General features: G+C 55.5%; 14 protein-coding genes and 1 pseudogene. 5 read left to right on the forward strand and 10 right to left on the reverse strand.

Annotated elements, in window-relative coordinates:
- Window positions 1–55: 55 nt before the first annotated feature.
- Both JGC47_RS10835 and sanA read left to right on the forward strand, forming a co-directional pair.
- Complete coding sequence (locus JGC47_RS10835) at window positions 56–1753, forward strand: NAD-dependent malic enzyme (RefSeq protein ID WP_004158402.1); 1698 nt, start codon at window positions 56–58, stop codon at window positions 1751–1753.
- 179 nt (window positions 1754–1932) lie between these two features.
- The gene (gene sanA / locus JGC47_RS10840; RefSeq protein ID WP_004158403.1) at window positions 1933–2646 is read left to right on the forward strand and encodes an outer membrane permeability protein SanA; all 714 of its coding nucleotides are present in this window, start codon (window positions 1933–1935) and stop codon (window positions 2644–2646) included.
- 52 nt (window positions 2647–2698) lie between these two features.
- Here sanA and mglC read toward each other — a convergent pair whose 3' ends face one another.
- From mglC to folE, 6 genes are all read right to left on the reverse strand, one after another.
- Window positions 2699–3709 (reverse strand): galactose/methyl galactoside ABC transporter permease MglC, encoded by a 1011-nt coding sequence (mglC, locus tag JGC47_RS10845; RefSeq protein ID WP_004158404.1) that lies wholly within the window; start codon window positions 3707–3709, stop codon window positions 2699–2701.
- 19 nt (window positions 3710–3728) lie between these two features.
- Entirely contained in the window at window positions 3729–5249 is a 1521-nt protein-coding gene (gene mglA / locus JGC47_RS10850; protein WP_004158408.1) for a galactose/methyl galactoside ABC transporter ATP-binding protein MglA, read from the reverse strand.
- A gap of 54 nt (window positions 5250–5303) precedes the next feature.
- Entirely contained in the window at window positions 5304–6299 is a 996-nt protein-coding gene (mglB, locus tag JGC47_RS10855) for a galactose/glucose ABC transporter substrate-binding protein MglB (protein ID WP_004158409.1), read from the reverse strand.
- Between the two features lie 314 nt (window positions 6300–6613).
- Complete coding sequence (gene galS, locus JGC47_RS10860; protein WP_013036110.1) at window positions 6614–7654, reverse strand: HTH-type transcriptional regulator GalS; 1041 nt, start codon at window positions 7652–7654, stop codon at window positions 6614–6616.
- 152 nt (window positions 7655–7806) lie between these two features.
- The gene (yeiB, locus tag JGC47_RS10865; protein ID WP_004158412.1) at window positions 7807–8967 is read right to left on the reverse strand and encodes a DUF418 domain-containing protein YeiB; all 1161 of its coding nucleotides are present in this window, start codon (window positions 8965–8967) and stop codon (window positions 7807–7809) included.
- Window positions 8968–9067: 100 nt separating this feature from the next.
- Window positions 9068–9733: a GTP cyclohydrolase I FolE gene (gene folE, locus JGC47_RS10870; RefSeq protein ID WP_004158413.1), complete on the reverse strand. Its 666-nt coding sequence runs from the start codon at window positions 9731–9733 to the stop codon at window positions 9068–9070.
- A 469-nt stretch (window positions 9734–10202) separates the two neighbouring features.
- Here folE and ptrR point away from each other — a divergent pair, with 469 nt between their 5' ends.
- The 3 genes from ptrR to fghA all read left to right on the forward strand — a co-directional run bounded on the left by ptrR (window position 10203) and on the right by fghA (window position 13156).
- On the forward strand, window positions 10203–11081 hold the full coding sequence (gene ptrR, locus JGC47_RS10875; protein WP_004158414.1) for a putrescine utilization regulator PtrR: 879 nt from the start codon (window positions 10203–10205) through the stop codon (window positions 11079–11081).
- 90 nt (window positions 11082–11171) lie between these two features.
- Window positions 11172–12299: an S-(hydroxymethyl)glutathione dehydrogenase/class III alcohol dehydrogenase gene (locus tag JGC47_RS10880; RefSeq protein WP_004158415.1), complete on the forward strand. Its 1128-nt coding sequence runs from the start codon at window positions 11172–11174 to the stop codon at window positions 12297–12299.
- 11 nt (window positions 12300–12310) lie between these two features.
- Window positions 12311–13156: an S-formylglutathione hydrolase gene (fghA, locus tag JGC47_RS10885; protein ID WP_004158421.1), complete on the forward strand. Its 846-nt coding sequence runs from the start codon at window positions 12311–12313 to the stop codon at window positions 13154–13156.
- 125 nt (window positions 13157–13281) lie between these two features.
- On the opposite strand, the gene JGC47_RS10890 is transcribed toward fghA, so the two are convergent.
- The 4 genes and pseudogenes from JGC47_RS10890 to JGC47_RS10905 all read right to left on the reverse strand — a co-directional run bounded on the left by JGC47_RS10890 (window position 13282) and on the right by JGC47_RS10905 (window position 18809).
- Window positions 13282–15210: a S8 family serine peptidase gene (locus JGC47_RS10890; RefSeq protein WP_004158423.1), complete on the reverse strand. Its 1929-nt coding sequence runs from the start codon at window positions 15208–15210 to the stop codon at window positions 13282–13284.
- A gap of 127 nt (window positions 15211–15337) precedes the next feature.
- Complete coding sequence (locus JGC47_RS10895) at window positions 15338–16123, reverse strand: ABC transporter ATP-binding protein (RefSeq protein WP_004158425.1); 786 nt, start codon at window positions 16121–16123, stop codon at window positions 15338–15340.
- A complete protein-coding gene (locus JGC47_RS10900; RefSeq protein ID WP_004158428.1) occupies window positions 16123–17205 on the reverse strand; it encodes a FecCD family ABC transporter permease in 1083 nt (360 codons plus the stop codon). The genes JGC47_RS10895 and JGC47_RS10900 overlap by 1 nt, the downstream gene beginning before the upstream one ends.
- 138 nt (window positions 17206–17343) lie before the next feature.
- A pseudogene (locus JGC47_RS10905) lies at window positions 17344–18809 on the reverse strand (amino acid permease).
- Window positions 18810–18860: the final 51 nt, after the last annotated feature.

The raw sequence follows: 18860 nt of genomic DNA on the forward strand, positions 1-18860 counted from the left end.
GAATTATTTTAGGATTGGTGCCACACCATCCCGATCCTGAAAGAGTAAGCATTACATGGAACTCGAATACGAAAGTAAACGATCGCTGTACATCCCCTACGCTGGCCCTATCCTGCTGGAATTTCCGCTGTTGAATAAAGGCAGCGCTTTCTCGATTGAAGAACGTAATGACTTTAATCTCAACGGGCTGCTGCCGGAAACGGTAGAAAGCATCGAGGAGCAGGCAGAACGCGCGTGGCGTCAATTCCAGGACTTCAAAAACAATAACGATAAACACGTCTATCTGCGCAATATCCAGGACACCAACGAAACCCTGTTCTATCGCCTGCTGGACAATCATCTGGAAGAGATGATGCCGATTATCTACACGCCGACCGTTGGCGCTGCCTGTGAACACTTTTCCGAAATCTACCGCCGCGCCCGCGGTCTGTTTATCTCTTACCCGAATCGCGCCAACATCGAAGACATGTTGCAGAATGCCACCAAGCAAAACGTCAAGGTGATCGTCGTTACCGACGGCGAGCGGATCCTCGGCCTCGGCGACCAGGGTATTGGCGGCATGGGCATCCCGATTGGCAAGCTGTCCCTTTACACCGCCTGTGGCGGCATCAGCCCGGCGTATACACTGCCCGTCGTTCTTGATGTCGGTACGAATAATCAGCAGCTGCTGAACGACCCACTGTACATGGGCTGGCGTCACCCGCGCATCACCGGCGAAGAGTACGACAATTTCGTCAATGAATTTATCCACGCGGTGAAGAGCCGCTGGCCAAACGTGCTGTTGCAGTTCGAAGACTTCGCGCAAAAAAATGCCATGCCGTTGCTTGAACGCTACCGCGACGAGGTGTGCTGCTTTAACGATGACATCCAGGGGACTGCGGCCGTGACGCTGGGCACGCTGATTGCCGCCAGCCGTGCCGCAGGCAGCAAACTGTGCGAACAGAAGGTGGTGTTCCTCGGCGCCGGTTCAGCCGGCTGTGGTATTGCCGAGCAGATCATTGCACAGATGAAATCAGAAGGATTGAGCGACGAAGAAGCACGCGCGCGGGTGTTTATGGTTGACCGCTTTGGCCTGTTGACGGACAAACTGCCAAATCTGTTGAACTTCCAGAGCAGGCTGGTGCAGAAAAGTGAAGATCTGGCCGACTGGGACAGCGCCAGCGATGCGCTATCGCTGCTGGACGTAGTGCGTAACGCCAAACCTGACATTATGATCGGCGTTTCCGGTCAGCCGGGTCTGTTCAGCGAAGAGATCGTGCGCGAGATGTACAAACACTGTGCGCGCCCAATCATCATGCCGCTGTCTAACCCGACATCGCGAGTAGAAGCTACCCCACAGGACATCATGACCTGGACCGATGGCAGCGCGCTGGTGGCAACCGGCAGCCCGTTCTCTCCGGTTAGCTGGAAGGATAAAACGTATCCTGTTGCCCAGTGCAACAACTCCTATATCTTCCCCGGCATTGGCCTTGGGGTGATTGCTTCCGGTGCCACTCGCGTTACCGACAGCATGCTGATGGCGGCCAGTCGGGCGCTGGCCGACTGCTCACCATTGGTTAATGACGGCAAAGGCCCGGTACTGCCGGAAGTCAAAGATATCCAGGGCGTGTCGAAAGTGATCGCGATGGCGGTTGGCAAAGCGGCCCAGCTGGCTGGCGTGGCGGTGGTAACCCCTGAAGACGTGCTGTCGAAAGCCATAGCTGCCAACTTCTGGCTGCCGCAGTACCGTAATTATCGTCGTACCTCAATCTGATCGCGTAACCCCCTTATTGCTGGTATCTGAGAAGGCGCTTTAATCAAACCCGCCGTGATACCAGCAATAACAGAGGATTTGCCTGAAAATCCCCCACCTGGCACGGAGTGACTTGCTTCACCTCGCTGCCTCAAGTAGCCTTGACCCCCTCTCACCTGCCAATCCGAGTGCAGTTCATCATGTTGATACGCCTGATTTATGGTCTGATTATCATCATTACGTTGATAGCAGCGACCGCACTCGGCCTCGATCGCTGGGTCAGCTGGAAAACGGCACCCTACGTGTATGACGATCTGCAAGCGCTGCCGCATCGTCAGGTTGGCGTGGTACTGGGAACCGCCAAGTTTTACCGTACCGGGGTGATCAATCAGTATTACCTCTATCGTATGCAGGGCGCATTGAACGCGTATAACAGCGGGAAGGTCAATTACCTGCTGCTGAGCGGAGACAATGCCCGGCAGAGCTACAACGAGCCGATGACCATGCGCCGTGACCTGATCGCCGCCGGCGTGGATCCTTCTGATATCGTGCTGGACTATGCCGGTTTTCGTACGCTCGATTCCATCGTACGTACGCGCAAAGTGTTTGATACCAATGATTTTATTATCATCACCCAGCGTTTCCACTGCGAACGCGCGCTGTTGATTGCGCTGCATATGGGGATTCAGGCCCAGTGCTATGCGGTGCCGTCACCAAAGAATATGATGAGCGTGCGGCTGCGCGAAGTGGCAGCCCGCCTCGGGGCGCTGGCCGATCTGTATGTCATGAAGCGCGAGCCGCGTTTTCTCGGCCCGCTGGTGCCGATCCCAGCCCGCCATGACGTGCCGGAGGATGCACAAAGTTATCCGGCAGTCAGCCCGGAGCAGCTGCTGGAATTACAGCAGAAGAAGTAAATGGCTGACGTGACGGCCAGCCTCTGGCACAGCATCATCGCCTGTCTCATCACTATTTCTTACGTGCGTACTTGAGTGAGTCCAGCGCCACGGCGAAGATAATAATGCTGCCTTTAATAATGTACTGCCAGTAAGGATTGACGCCGATATAGGTCAAACCGTAGTTGATCACCGTAAAGATAATCACCCCGGTTACCACGCCGGCCACCGTTCCAACCCCACCGGCAAACGACACGCCGCCCACCACACAGGCAGCAATCGCGTCCAGCTCGTACATAAAGCCGAGGTTATTGGTAGCCGAACCGATACGCCCCGCTTCCAGCATGCCACCGAACGCGTAGAACACCCCGGACAGGGCATAGACGAGAATCAGGTTAAACGGCACGTTGACGCCAGAGACGCGCGCGGCCTCCGGATTACCGCCGATAGCAAAAATGTTTTTACCGAAGCGCGTTTTAGTCCACAGGACCCACACCAAAAACACGGCAATCAGCGCATAGAAGGTAATATATGAGAGTTTGAAGTCACCAATGCGCAGAAAGCCCTGGGCAAAGGTGGAAAACTTCTCGTCAAAACCGGCGACCGGCGATGCGCCCACATGGTCGTAATAGAGTGAGTTCACCCCGTAAACGATAATCATGGTGCCCAGAGTAGTGATAAACGGCGTTACCTTCAGGTAAGCAATAATCACACCGTTAAGCAGCCCAATCAGCGCGCCGATGGCGCAGACGATCACCACCACCAGTGCAATCGGCAGCGTTTCCAGCTGCGGAAAGACCTTGTTAGCGTTGTCCATCGACTGTAACAGCGTGGCGGCCACCACGGCGGCCAGCCCCACCTGACGCCCGGCGGACAGATCGGTTCCCTGGGTTACAATCAGTCCGGCGACGCCCAGCGCGATGATCACCCGCACCGATGACTGAGTCAGAACATTACTCAGGTTCATTAAACTTAAAAACGTCGGATCCTGGATAATAATGATGGCCAGCAACACCAGCAGCACCACATAAATGCCTCCCTCTTTAAGCCAGGTGAGCGCATTTTTCTTATTTACCGCTTTCATAGTTACAACCCGTCAATAATTAAAGGTGCAATGAAGCCAAACGCAATATTTCGTTTTGCGTCGTTGTTTTGGTCTCAACAATGCCGGCTACCAGGCCATTACTCATTACCAGTATCCGGTCGGTGATCCCTAATAATTCCGGCATTTCAGAAGAGATGATGATGATCCCCTTACCTTTTTTTGCCAGTTCTGCAATCAGCTGATAGATTTCAAACTTTGCCCCCACGTCAATGCCGCGCGTGGGTTCATCCAGCATCAGAACTTCCGGCTGGGTCAACAACCAGCGGCCAATGATCACTTTCTGCTGATTACCACCGGATAAGGAACCGATGGCGGTATAATGCCCCGGCGTTTTTACCCGCATCGCATCAATGACCCATTGGGTATCGCTTTTCATGCGGCGGTTATCCAATAGCCCAATGCGGTTTTTATATTTGGCGATGTTTGAAATCAGCGAATTGAATCCAATATCCAGATAGGCATAAATACCGGTAGAACGCCGTTCTTCGGTCACCAGCGCAAATCCGTGATTAATGGCTTCATTGGCGCTGTGATTATTGATCGCTTTGCCGTGCAGCCGGATGGTACCCGCTGATTTTTCGCGAATGCCAAACAGGGTCTCGACAATATCGGTACGTTTCGCTCCCACCAGCCCGGCAATACCGAGGATTTCCCCCTGACGAAGATCGAAAGAAACATCGCGAATGGACGGCTGGCGCAGCGAGGACAGGTTGCGTACTTCAAGGATGGTCTCGCCCGGCACGTTGGTTTTATCAGGAAAACGCTGATTAAGTGAACGTCCAACCATCATGGCGATGATTTGATCCATATCCAGGCCTGCAAGCGGCCGGGTGGCAATCCACTGGCCGTCGCGAAGAATGGTTATTTCATCGCACAGCTGAAATATCTCTTCCATTTTGTGCGAGATGTAGATAATACCGCAGCCGCGATCCTTCAACTTGCGGATAATGGTGAAAAGATGGTTGACTTCCTTTTCCGTTAACGACGAGGTCGGCTCATCCATGATGACTATTTTAGCGTCATAGGAGAACGCCTTGGCAATTTCGACCATCTGCATTTGCGAGACGGACAGCGTGACCACTTTATCGCGTGGGTCAATATTAATATCCAGCTCGTCGAATATCGCTTTTGTATCAAGATACATTTTATCCTGGTCGACGAATAACCCTTTTTGCGGATAACGCCCAAGCCACATATTGTCCATGACGCTACGCTGCAGCACCAGGTTTAATTCCTGATGCACCATTGAAACGCCATTTTCCAGCGCCTCTTTCGCGCTGTGGTAATTCACTGCCATCCCACGGAAAATAATGCTGCCGCTGTCTTTAGCATAAATACCAAACAGGCATTTTAGCAGCGTAGACTTGCCCGCACCATTCTCCCCCATTAAGGCATGAACAGAATGCGGACGAACCCTCAGATTGACGTTATCGAGCGCTTTAACCCCGGGAAAAGACTTACTGACAGCGGTCATCTCCAGTAAGTATTCGCACTCTGTTGGTACGCTATGACTGCCCATAAATTCACCCGGCTGATTAGGCTGATGCGGCTGGCAGGCCGCATCAGGAAACGCTTATTGTGGCAGCTGAGACAGGTTGTCTTTATCTACCGGTATATAGGCTACGCGTACCACTTTACCATCAAGTTTGTAGCGGGTGCCTTCGGTCGCCGGTTTGCCCGCCGCCAGGTTTTTGGCCAGCTCCAGGGTGGCTTTCGCCTGGTTTTTCGCATCGTTAAGCACCGTACCGGCCATCGCTGAGGATTTCACCAGCGCCAGCGCTTCGGGTAGTGCATCAACGCCGAATACCGGCACAGAAGATCGGTTATGCGCTTTCAACGCCTCTACCGCGCCCATTGCCATTGCATCGTTATTAGCGATAACCACTTCGATTTTGTTGCCGTTAGGGCCGGACAGCCAGGCATCCACTTTGTCTTTCGCCTGAGCGGTATCCCACATGGCGTTATCTAAATGCAGCTGCTGGGTTTTCACGCCATCTTTGTTTAACGTATCAATCACATATTTGGTGCGCGCTTCCGCGTCCGGGTGGCCAGGTTCCCCCTTCAGCAGCACAAACTGCATCTCACCGTCTTTGTTCAGATCCCAGGCTGGATTGGCCTTCCAGTGTTTTTCAATCAGTTCGCCCTGCTTGACGCCAGATTCTTTCGAGTCCGTTCCGACATAATAAGCTTTGTCGTAGCTGGCCAGCGTTTTGGCGCTCGGCTCTTTATTGAAAAACACCACGGGGACATCATTCGCTTTCGCTTTGGCAATGACGACGGCAGCCGCAGCCGGATCGACAAGATTAATCGCCAGCGCCTTGACCCCTTTCGCCAGCAACACGTCGACCTGGTCGTTTTGCGTTGACTGGCTGTTCTGCGAGTCGTTCATCAACAGCTGAACGCCCGGGCTGTTTTTAGCCTCTTTCTCAATATCCTTGCGTACCATTGACATAAAGTTGTCGTCGTATTTATAGATGGTAACGCCAATGCGCGTGTCGGCAGCCTGAGCCGCTGCGCCAAACGTCATACTGGCCAGCAGGACGCTGAACGTGAAAACCTTCTTATTCATGTTATCTCCGGTTTTTGTAAGGTATGACTCAACGCTGTATGTCGGTAAACAGAGCGACAGGAAGCGAGGATTTTAGGTAGAAATGCAAAATGCGTTTCAGTCACGTTACGCCAGGCCAACGGCTTCGGGCGCTTCACCGTTTGTGTCGTAACACTTGCTGTGTGATGAATATGTCTCATTGTTTCAGGGATGGCCGGCGGCGCCGCGACAGGGGGCGGAGGCACTCAGAGATGATGTTTGACCGCCTGAAAACGCTGCCATCTTAGAGAAAGAATTGTTAATTAACTGTGAATTTACTCACAGATTGAAAGCGGTTACAGGCCGCCGTCACCTAAGTTAGTGACCACCGCCACAGTTTGTCGAACTGCGACCGAATGTCGCCTGACCAGCGTTGGCATAAAGCAGTGGCTTTCCTGCGGATCAAGCTGCCCGGCGGCGGCCTTTAATGCCAGTTCAGTCGCCAGTTTGGCCATTGAAGCGATGGGATAGCGCATCGTGCTTAGCTGCGGGTCGGTATAACGTGCGAAGGGAATATCGTCGAATCCGACCAGTGAAAGCTGCTGCGGCACCGCAATTGCGTTATCTTTCAATGCCGCCAGCGCACCGGCCGCCATACTGTCGTTATAGGCAAATACCGCCGTCAGTTGCAGATTGCGCCCCAGCAGTTCGACCATCGCCAGCTCGCCGCCCTGCAAATCAGGTTCGCCCCCGGCACACCAGCTGTCTGGCGGAGTTATGCCTTGCTCGCCTAGCGCCTGGTGCCAGCCTGCGCGCCGCTGCGCGTTATCTTCAATCGCATGGGATGAACCGAGATAAGCAATGCGCTGGTGCCCGTGCTGTTGCAACATATGCATCGCCATCAGCGCCCCGCTGACGTTATCAAGATACACGCAGCGGTGGGCAAAACCCGGCACTACCCGGTTGATCAGTACCATGCCCGGCACCTGCTGCATCAGGGCGGCCAGCTCCCTGTCGCACAATGCTTTTGCGTGTACGATCAGGGCATGGCAGCGCTGACGGATCAGCACTTCAATGGCGTGGCGCTCTTTGTCCGCCTGATGCCAGGCATTATTGATCAAGACCTGCATCTGCATCGAGCGGGCAACGGCGTCAACCGCTTTGATCAGCGCGCCAAAGAACGGGTCGGAGACATCCATCACCACCACGCCGATGGTATCACTGAGCCGGTTAGCCAGCGCCTGGGCGTTGGCATCAGGGCGATAACCCAGCCGTTCAATGGTTTTCATTACCCGGGTGCGGGTATCTGCGGTGACCACCGAGCTGTTGTTAAGCACCCGCGAGACGGTGGCGACAGAGACGCCCGCTTCCCGCGCCACATCGCGTATGGTTAACATGGCGATGCGCCGCTGTTCAATCGATGTTGCATTGTTGCTCCTGACATAAGACATTCTGCTTTCTATTTTGTCAGGCATCCAACGCTGGCTACGTGAGAAACCTCACAGCCATGAAAACGGTTACAGCCCCTTTCGCCACTTTGTGAAGCGCGTCATCTTCCGTCAGAGGATTTACGCTCTGTATTGACGCCCAACGAGATCAAACGCCGCCATAGCCATTCCACCGGCCCCTGACGGAAAAAACGCAGCCAGAGTACAGAAAACAGCAGGTTCACCAGCCAGATTGCCGGTACCAGCGCCAGCAGCTGCAGGCGGGTTAAATGATTGAACAGGGCGAAGTGATTAAACAGCGTGGTGCAGATCAGCGTCTGTAACAAATAATTGCTAAGCGCCATGCGCCCGACGGCGCTGATTGCCGGGGTAAGGCGCAGCCGCTGTAGTTGAGGCCACCAGCCATAACAGAGCGCGGCATAGCCCAGCGCCTGAAAAGGTGCGCTGATCTCACGCGGCAATTGCAGATAAAATCCGGCCCAGCGGAAATCCCACTGGCTGTACCATTGCAGGGCGATGGCAGGTAGGTCAATCAGCAGCCCCGTGAGCACCAGCAGTATCCCGCAACGCCGATAGTGTTGCAGGCTCCGGCTGCCGCGCAGCCAGCCGCTGCGCATCAGGGACGCGCCCGTCATCATTAACCCCGCCAGCTGCCAGCCGTACTGCGCCGCCAGCGCCATCAGCGTCAATCCCAGCATATCCAGGCGATTGAGCGCCGCTTGCCAGCCACCGTGCGTGCGCCAGAAGGTTTCATACTGCACATCAGCCGCGTCCGCAAGCCATGAGCTGTTGCCTTGCGACCCGGACGCCAGCCCGAGGATCATCAGCACCGCACTACCGACCAGATACAGCATTACACCGGTATTGAACAACTGGCTGCTGGCGGCAACGTCGCGGATCATGCGCCAGGCAATCAGCCCAATCATTCCATAGGCCAGCAGGATATCGCCCTCCCACAGCAGTAGCGCGTGCAAAAAACCGATAATCACCAGCCAGGAGAGACGCGACTGTAACCAGCGTTTGCCCCTGGGCAGCAGCAGTTGCAGCCCGGCACCAAACAGGATGGCAAACAGCGTCAGGAATTTGGCCTGGGCCAGCAGATCCAACGTGGCCCACACCAGGAAATCACTGGTGGAAGGCAGCCCGTTCCAGGCGGGATTAAGATAGGCGGCCTTCGGTAAACCAAAGGCGGTGATATTGAGCAGCAGAATGCCGAGGATCGCCACCCCGCGTACAAAATCCAGCGGAAGAATACGGGACATAGCAGGTTCCACACAGGGGCGGTGTCTCTTACTCAGCGCCCTGTTTCACGGTTAAGCGCGGGCGCTTCGCAGAAAGCGCCCGCCCGGGACAGATAATGAATTAACGATGACGCACCGAACGCAGAAATTCCTGGCGGGTATTCTGGCTGGACTTAAACAGTCCGCCCAGCGAAGTGGTGGTGGTGGCGCTGGTGGCATCACGGATCCCGCGTGCTTTGACGCAATAGTGCACCGCGTCGATCGATACCGCCACGTTGCTGGTATCGAGCAGCGTCTGCAACGCCACGAGGATCTGCTGTGTCAGTCGCTCCTGCACCTGCGGGCGCGAGGAGAAGAACTGCACGATGCGATTGATTTTGGACAGGCCAATCACCTTGTCTTTCGGGATATACGCCACGGTGGCCTGGCCATCGATGATCACAAAATGATGCTCACAGGTGCTGGTCAGCGTGATATCACGCACCGTCACCATCTCATCCACTTTCATCTTGTTTTCGATCACGGTGATTTTCGGGAAGTTGGCATAATCCAGGCCGGAAAACACTTCATTGACGTACATTTTAGCAATACGCTGCGGTGTCTCCGCCAGGCTGTCATCTTCCAGATCGAGATTCAGCAGCTGCATGATTTCGGTCATATGGCCGGCAATCAGCTGTTTGCGGGTTTCGTCGTCCATTTCACGCCCCGGTGAACGCAGCGGGGTTTCCAGACCACGGGCGACCAGCGCCTGATGAACGAGTGTGGCTTCCTGACTCAACGTCGCCATGTGTTTTTCTTCTCCGGCAGTGGTGGGGGCTGCTGGCTATCCACCTCGGGCAAGCGCATCCGCTCACCGTCGTCCTGCCACAGTAAGACGGCGTTGACAGCGGCATAAGCGTGTGGATAACCGTGACAGTCCCGGCGAAATTTCGTGAGCGCTATTCTGGAACACATTCGGCGTGTAATCCAGTGAATCCATTTAACAGGCAGTGAAACAGTTTATTCAGCCGCAACCGCACGCCGCTAAATCCGCGCTCCGGCAATCGGCAACGCACCGCCGGCGACATGCAGCGCTGGCCCCAGCCGTGGGGTTGAGAGAGTAGAGATGGCCGACAGCAGCCTCAGGTTGGCGCGCTACGCCAGACGACCTGGCAACATACCAGCAGGCTGGAATACCGGTTGCCACCCGCATGTACCAGGAATAGAATGACGAAAAGTGAATAATACTGACAAAGTTAATTACGATAAGTGAATACATGGATCTGACCCAGCTGAAAATGTTTTGTGCCGTGGCGGACTGCGGTTCGATGGCGCGGGCGGCGCAGCAGCTGCATCGCGTGCCGTCAAACCTCACCACCCGCCTGCGCCAGCTGGAAGAAGAGTTGGGTGGCAACCTGTTTATTCGTGAAAAACAGCGGTTGCGCCTGTCACCGATGGGCCACAACTTTCTCTGTTATGCGCGGCGTATTCTGCTTCTGAGTGAAGAAGCACTCAGTATGACTCACGCCAGCCAACCGGGGGGGCATTTCGCTCTTGGCTCAACGGAAAGCACGGCGGCCACGCGCCTGCCTCTGCTGCTGGCCGAGTTTCACCGGCGTTATCCGGCAGTCAGGCTGGCGCTGGTTACCGGCACATCGGGCGAGCTGATCGAGCGGGTCCGCGCCGGAACTCTGGCCGCCGCGCTGGTGGATGGTCCGGTGAATATTGATGAGCTTAACGGCTGCGTGGCATTTCACGAGGAGTTGGTGCTGATCTCAAGCCTGGATCACCGCCTCATCAGCCGTCCGGCAGATGCGGCAGGCTGCACCCTGTTCGCCTTTCGCCCCGGCTGTTCCTACCGCGTTCGCTGCGAAACCTGGTTTCTTGCCGCCGGAGTCCAGCCTGGCAGCGTGACAGAGATCCCGTCTTATCACGCGATGCTCGCCTGCGTTGCCAGCGGCGGTGGGCTGGCGCTGCTGCCCGCTGCCGTTCTGGCACAACTGCCGGGCCATGAGCGCGTGCGCCAGCATCCGCTGCCGCCCGCCATGCGTGATACCAGGACCCTGCTGATATGGCGACGCGATGCGTTCAGCGCCAATATTGAAGCGCTGAAATACCTGATTATTGAACATTTGGATGCAAACAGCCGCGAATAGAGGCGCTTTTCTTCAACCCTGGTTAGGCTTAACCACACATTCTGCTCCCGACCGGTTAACCCGGCGCGGAGCCACTGACTGGAGCAATATATGCAGATGATTAAAACGCGCGCTGCCGTAGCCTGGGCTGCCGGTGAACCACTGAAAATAGAAGAACTGGACCTGATGCCGCCGCAGAAAGGTGAAGTGCTGGTACGCATTGTGGCCACCGGCGTATGTCATACCGATGCCTATACCCTGTCGGGCAAGGATCCGGAGGGCGTGTTCCCGGCGGTGCTCGGCCATGAAGGCGGCGGCGTGGTGGAAGCGGTCGGTGAAGGCGTGACCAGCGTGGCGGTCGGCGACCATGTTATTCCGCTGTATACCCCGGAATGTCGTCAGTGTAAATTCTGCCTCTCCGGCAAAACCAATCTGTGCCAGGCCATCCGCACCACTCAGGGTAAAGGCCTGATGCCGGACGGCACCACCCGCTTCTTTAAAGACGGCCAGCCGGTTTATCATTATATGGGTACCTCGACGTTTTCTGAATATACCGTGGTGCCGGAAATCTCACTGGCGAAGATCAGTAAAGAAGCGCCGCTGGAAGAAGTGTGCCTGCTGGGCTGTGGCGTGACCACCGGCATGGGCGCGGTCATCAATACCGCCAACGTGAAGGAAGGCGACACCGTAGCCATCTTCGGTTTGGGTGGTATCGGGCTGTCGGCGATTATTGGCGCGAAAATGGCTAAAGCCGGGCGGATTATCGGCATCGACATTAACAGCAGCAAGTACGATCTGGCACGCAAGCTCGGGGCCACCGACCTGATTAACCCGAAAGACTTCGACAAGCCGATTCAGGATGTCATCGTTGAAATGACCGACGGCGGCGTGGATTTCTCCTTCGAGTGCATCGGTAACGTCAACGTGATGCGTTCTGCGCTGGAGTGCTGCCACAAGGGCTGGGGCGAGTCGGTGATTATCGGCGTGGCCGGCGCGGGCGAAGAGATCGCCACCCGTCCGTTCCAGCTTGTCACCGGCCGGGTCTGGCGCGGCTCCGCTTTTGGCGGCGTGAAGGGCCGCACGCAGCTGCCGGGTATCGTTGAGCGTTATATGAACGGAGAGTTCCAGCTTAATGACTTTATTACCCACAATCTGCCGCTGGAGGAGATCAACGACGCGTTTGAGTTGATGCATGAAGGTAAATCGATTCGTACCGTGGTGCATTTCACGAAATCATAAGGAAGACAAGGATGCCATCTTCACTGGAGCTTTTAGAGGAACATCGCCTGTTTGGTGGCTGGCAGCAGCGTTACCGCCACCCATCCACCAGCATGAACTGCACGATGACCTTCAGCATCTTCCTGCCGGAGCCGAAAGGCAGCACGCCGCCACCTGTCGTCTGGTTTCTCGCCGGATTGACCTGCAGCGATGAGAACTTCAGCGTCAAGTCCGGGGCGCAGCGCGTGGCCGCAGAACTGGGGCTGGTGCTGGTGATGCCGGATACCGGTCCACGCGGTGAACATGTCGCCAACGACGACAGTTACGATCTTGGCCAGGGGGCGAGTTTCTACCTCAATGCCAGCGAAGCCCCGTGGTCCAGCCATTTCCGCATGTACGATTATATCAACAGCGAGCTTCCGGCGCTGATCGCCGGTAACTTCAACGTCAGCGATCGTCAGGCGATGATGGGGCATTCGATGGGCGGGCACGGGGCATTGATGATGGCACTGCGCAATCCGGGGAAATTCAGTTCGGTGTCCGCTTTCGCGCCGATCGTTAATCCGGTGGAGGTGGCATGGGGGCAAAAGGCCTTTAACGCCTACCTGGGGGAGGACACCAGCACGTGGCAGCAATATGACAGCTGCTGGCTGATGCGCAACGGCGGTGCGGTGCTGCCGATGCTGGTCGACCAGGGGGACAGCGATCAGTTCCTGGCCGACCAGCTGCGGCCTGAGCGGCTGGGATCGATGGCGCAAGAGCTGGGCTATCCGCTCACCTTGCGCATTCAACCGGGTTATGACCACAGCTACTTCTTTATCGCCAGCTTTATCGAAGATCATCTGCGCTTCCACGCGAAACATCTGCTGGCGTTGTAGCGCGCAGATCGCAGACATGTGTCATTCCTGTTACTCTGTTACCCTGGAATGACACACTTAACGTGACCGACTCGTCAGCTGTTCACGGCGATCGTGGCCACTGACGACATCGATCAACGCCTTTCTTAACAACCTCCGTGCATGTTCTTTGCGCCCTTCAAACGCCATGCACCCCATTCACCTTCACTGCCTGGCGTCGTGCCTTTTACCCACCAGCCATTCAGCCATACTTTTCCGCCCCAGGAGACTTCGGTACAGGCCTTGTCATAGGTCTTATTTTTATCCCAGCCCGGAGCCGATGGCGCGCCGCTTAGCGAGAATGTCTGACTGTCCTGCTTAATCAGCATCCCCTGGTCATTGGTTGCCGTATAGCGCAGAACATATTCACCCGGCGTAACGGATGACAAAGATACCTTGACCGTCGCGCTGTTATCGTTGAGCTGTTTCTTGACCGAGCCTTTTTTAACCCCTTTACTGTTAACCACCTCTGCAACCAGTTTCAGTTTTCCTTCTGCCTTAACCTTGAAACCCAGGGTTGCCGACTCTTTAACGATCGGGCCTGCCTGCAAACCAGACAGCTCAAGATCCTGGGTTGGCTTGTCATCGCCCACGAGTTCTTCTGCCGCTCTCACCATGTCGGGCTGGGTGCCAACAGGCTTACCGGGGCTGTTCAGCGGGGTGCCGGTTTTCGTTAACAGCGCGCGCATTTCCTTAGGCGAAATCGTTTTACCCTGTTGTTTCGCAATGCCCGACAGGCCAGCCACCGCACCGGCGATAATCGGGTTAGCTGAAGAAGTACCGGAGAAACTTTCGGTAAATTGCGCGTTGGGGGCATCCCACAAATCGGCTTTCCGGCCATTAGCATAGGTGGTAACAACATCCTCGCCCCAGGAAGCGCTGCTTACCGCAGAACCATAATCACTGTACCAGGCTCTTTTACCCGTTTGCGCATCCATTGCTCCGGCGATAATCGAGCCGGAATCACGCTTTTTGCGGTCGAACTTGCCTTTGAAACTCGGGTGATCAAGATTCAGATTACCGTTGCCCGCAGCGGCAATGACGTGGATACCACTATCGGTGGCGGTTTTGATGGCATCAAACCAGGACTGACTGCCTTCCATAGGGATATAGCAATTTTCGCTACATTCGGCTATGTCGGTCGTGCCTAACTGGATACCCAGCTGTACCACGTCTCCCGGTTTCAGCCGCTGAACGCCTTTAATAAACTCCTTAATGGGCGAATCGCTGTAGGCGAAGCTGGCCTGATTGGCAATGCCGGTCACGCCAAAACCATTATCTTTTGCGGCCATGATGCCAACTGACATCGTATCGTGTGCGCTTATCTTCTCTGGCTTCGGGCTAAATACAAACAGGGGTTGAGGAAGGTCAAGGTGTTCAGGATCCCAGCGATCGATCTCATTGGACAGCACGGTGATGCCCTCACCTTTACTGCCGGGATAGGTTTCGTGTGCCGCAAACGCATTGATCCCGCCCAGAGCGTAACCTGCTTTTTTATCATCCGGTGACTTCATGTAGTACTGCAGGGCAACAAAGGAGGGAACCGTTGCATCCGCAGCCGGTGATGATGGCTTGCCTGCGGCGGAAAAGCGGCCCATTACACCGGTTTCTGTGGCATATTGATCCAGAGATACAGGTTTGGAGTCCGGATAAACCGTCTCTACATCATGCTCTTTTTCAATAGCATCGATGATGTCATTAATATAATGAATGTTGCGTTTCTGGCTTTCCGGCAACTTTATTTCAAAATACCGATGCAAGCCGTTGTTATTGCTATTAACGCCCAGCCGTGAGGAGCGGGGAGCATCGTCAAAAAGCTTATTCATACTCAGTTGCATACCATAGCTGTTGCTGAGACGAATATTTTTATGGCTGTCGGGCTGTGCATCATTCAGGTTCAGCGACTTCATGCCCTTTTCGCTAAATTTAATCACCACTGCGGTGTAATCAATCCCTTCTCCGGCATAGAAATCAACGTTGGCTGCTGCATTAGCTGAACAGAGCGCCATCAGGGTAAATAGCAGTTTCTTCTTCATTTTTTTCCAGTTTACATCGTTAATAAGTAGCAAACAGTGTATGAAGGAAACGGTAACCCAATGAAATTAAACACTCTTAGTCAGCTTAACTTCACGTCAAGCGACCTGATACGACGTAAACCCGCGGCTAGAATGCCGGCGTGGTTATCAGGCCATCAATCAACACCTGCGGAACCCCCTGCGAACAGCGCTCAATGCGCCCTTTAACCCCGTATACCCGCGCCAGGCTTTGCGGCGTAATCACCTCTTCCGGCTGCCCGTGCGCGATTAACTCCCCGTTTTGCAACATCAGCACATGCTCGGCGTGGCGCAGCGCGATGTTGATGTCGTGCACCACCACCACGGTAACAATATTGCGCAGACGCGTTTCTCGCCGGACTAAATCCATCACATGAAACTGAAAGTTCAAATCGAGCGCGCTTAACGGTTCATCGAGCAACAGCAGTTCCGGGCGACGGATCAGCGACTGTGCCAGCCCGACCAGCTGTTTCTGTCCGCCAGAAAGCTGGTCGAGATAGCTAAGCGCCAGGTGCGCGATGCCCAGCTGTTCCAGCAGCGTCATCACTTCGGCTTCGCTGGCGGCGCTGCTGCGCCCGCCGCTGGCTCTCTGCGCCACGATAATCGACTCCAGCACATGCAGATGCACCCCGGCCGGCAAAGACTGCGGCAGATACACCACGCGTGAAGCACGGCGGGCAAACGGCTGCGCCGTCAGCTCTTCGCCGTTCAGCCACAGCTCCCCTTGTGCCTTATTTAGCCCGGCCAAAGAACGCAACAGCGTCGACTTACCGCAGCCATTCGGCCCCAGCAGGACGGTAATTTTGCCACGCGGCAGCCGCTCCACGTTCAGGTTGTCGATCACCTGGCGTTTCGGATATCCGGCTTTGAAGCCGCTGATTTTCAGCCCCTGCATCAGACACTCCCCCGATGGCGCATGATAATGCTCAGAAAGAACGGTACGCCGACCAGCGAGGTGACGATGCCGACCGGAATAATCACCCCGGAGATCAGATTTTTTGACACCACCGAGGCCAGGGATAATACCAGCGCCCCGGTCAGTGCACTGGCCGGCAGATAGAAGCGGTGATCTTCGCCGAAAATCAGGCGCGAGATATGCGGTGCGACCAGCCCGATAAAACCAATCGGCCCGACAAAGGCGACCGCCAGGGCAGAGATAATACTGATGCGCAGCAGCGTCACCAGCCGCAGACGGCGCACATCAATGCCAAAACTGACCGCGCGATCTTCTCCCAACCGCAGCGCGGTCAGCTTCCAGGCGCTCATCATTGAGAACGGCATCAGCAGCAGCAACGCGCCGCACAGCACCGCCAGTTTTTCCCACGAAGCCCGCGCCAGGCTGCCCATGGTCCAGAATACCAGCCCCTGCAAGGTGTCTTCGTTGGCGATAAACTGCATCATCGAAACCAGCGCGTTAAAGGTAAAGACCAGCGCAATACCAAACAGCACCACGCCGGAAGTTGACACCTGAGTCCAGCGCGTCACCGCATCCAGCATCAACGCGGCCAGCAGGGCAAAGACAAAGGCATTAGCCGAGATAAACCACTGGTCGGGAATGCCCGGGATGCCGATACCGAGTACAATCGCCAGCGCCGCGCCGAAAGCCGCAGCGGAAGAGACGCCAAGGGTAAAAGGACTGGCCAGCGGGTTATTGAGGATGGTCTGCATTTCAGCCCCCGCCAGGCCGAGGCCCAGCCCGACCACCACCGCCATTAGCGCATACGGCAGACGAATATCCCAGACGATCACCCGGGTACCGGCATCCGCCGTTTCTGGCGACAGCAGCGTCTGCCACAGCGCGGGTAAGGACAGCCCGGAAGGGCCGAGGGTAAAGTCAAGCATCAGCGAGGCGACAATGGCCACCATCAGCAAGGCCATAATCAGTAGCCGGTGGCGCAGTAACTGGTGGTAGCGCACCATCACGCCTCGCGGCGGTACAGTGTCTGTCTGCTGCACGATCTGGTCAGTTAAACTCATTATCAATACCTGTTCAGCCTGGTGAATGCCGGTGAAAAGAGGGCAAATGATAATACTTATCAACATGATTTGTCATACTGAATCATACAGCAACAAAAAGGCGCGGGATCCGCGCCTTCACTCAAGACGGCAATCCTGCTACTGATTGAACGTCGGGAACTCCATTTCGCTGTATTTCACCAAACGGCTTTTGCGCGTCAGTCGGAAGCCCAGCCAGATAAGCAGGAACAGCGGAATACCGATATAGGTTGCTGCCACGCCGTACCAGTCAATGCGGTCGGCGAGAAACGCATGATAGTTCTGCCCGAGGGTAATCATCAGGCAGAGTACGAAAGCGAAGATCGGCCCCAGCGGGAAGAAAGCGGAACGATAAGGCAGTTCAGCAAGACAGCGCCCCTGTGCCATATAGCCCTTACGGAAGCGGTAATGGCTGATGGCAATCCCCAGCCAGCAATAAACCCGGTCATTCCCGAGGTGTTCAGTAACCACAGATAGACCGTCTGGTTGCCAAACATCGAGGTCAGGAAGCACAGTCCCGCTACCACCGTGGTGGCGTACAGTGCGTTGCGCGGCACGCCACCTTCAGACAGCCGGGCGAAAATACGCGGGGCTTTGCCCTCGGAAGCCAGGGTGTAAAGCATACGCGTGGAGGCGTACATCCCCGAGTTGCCTGCTGACAGGACCGCCGTCAGGATAACGGCATTCATCACCGCCGCCGCTGACAGCAGCCCGGCATGCTGGAACACCAGCGTGAACGGACTGACGCTGATATCTTTGATATCGGTGCGCAGCAGGCTGGGATCGGTATAGGGAATGATCAGGCTGATCACCAGGATGGCAAACACGTAGAATAGCAAAATGCGCCAGAACACCCGACGCACCGCACGCGGAATATTTTTTGCCGGGTCTTTGGATTCACCGGCAGCAATGCCGATCAGTTCCGTGCCCTGGAATGAGAAGCCGACGATCATCGCCACGCCAATCATGGCGGAGAAACCGCCGGAGAACGGCGCATCGCCGATCTGCCAGTTTTGCCAACCGGCACTTTCCGCGCCGCGCAAAATGCCGACGATCATCATCACGCCAACAACGATAAATACGATAACCGTGCTCACTTTAATCAGTGAGAACCAGTACTCGGCTTCACCAAACCCTTTTACCGAGATGTAGTTAAGCAGGAAAATCAGGCTCAGGAACAGGGCGCTCCAGATCCAGCCCGGGGTATCCGGGAACCACCAGGTCATCACCAGCTGTGAGGCCACCAGATCGACGGCAATGGTCACCGCCCAGTTGTACCAGTAGTTCCAGCCCAGTGCGAAGCCAAAGCCCTCTTCAACATATTTGGCACCGTAGGTGGAAAAGGAGCCGGAGACCGGCATAAATGCCGCCAGCTCACCGAGGCTGGTCATCAGAAAGTAGACCATCAGGCCGATCAGTGCATAAGACAGTAGCGCTCCGCCCGGCCCCGCCTGGGAAATGGTGGCGCCAGAGGCGACAAAAAGACCGGTACCAATCGAACCGCCGATGGCGATCATCGTTAAATGACGAGCTTTAAGTTCACGCTTTAAGCCAGACTGTTGTGTTGTTTTTATGTCATGATCCATGTTTTAACGCTGCGCTGTAGCAAAATGAGGCGCGATTATAGCAACCTGCCA

It is taken from the genome of Erwinia amylovora (assembly GCF_017161565.1).
In the GTDB taxonomy this organism is placed as follows: Bacteria; Pseudomonadota; Gammaproteobacteria; order Enterobacterales; family Enterobacteriaceae; genus Erwinia; species Erwinia amylovora.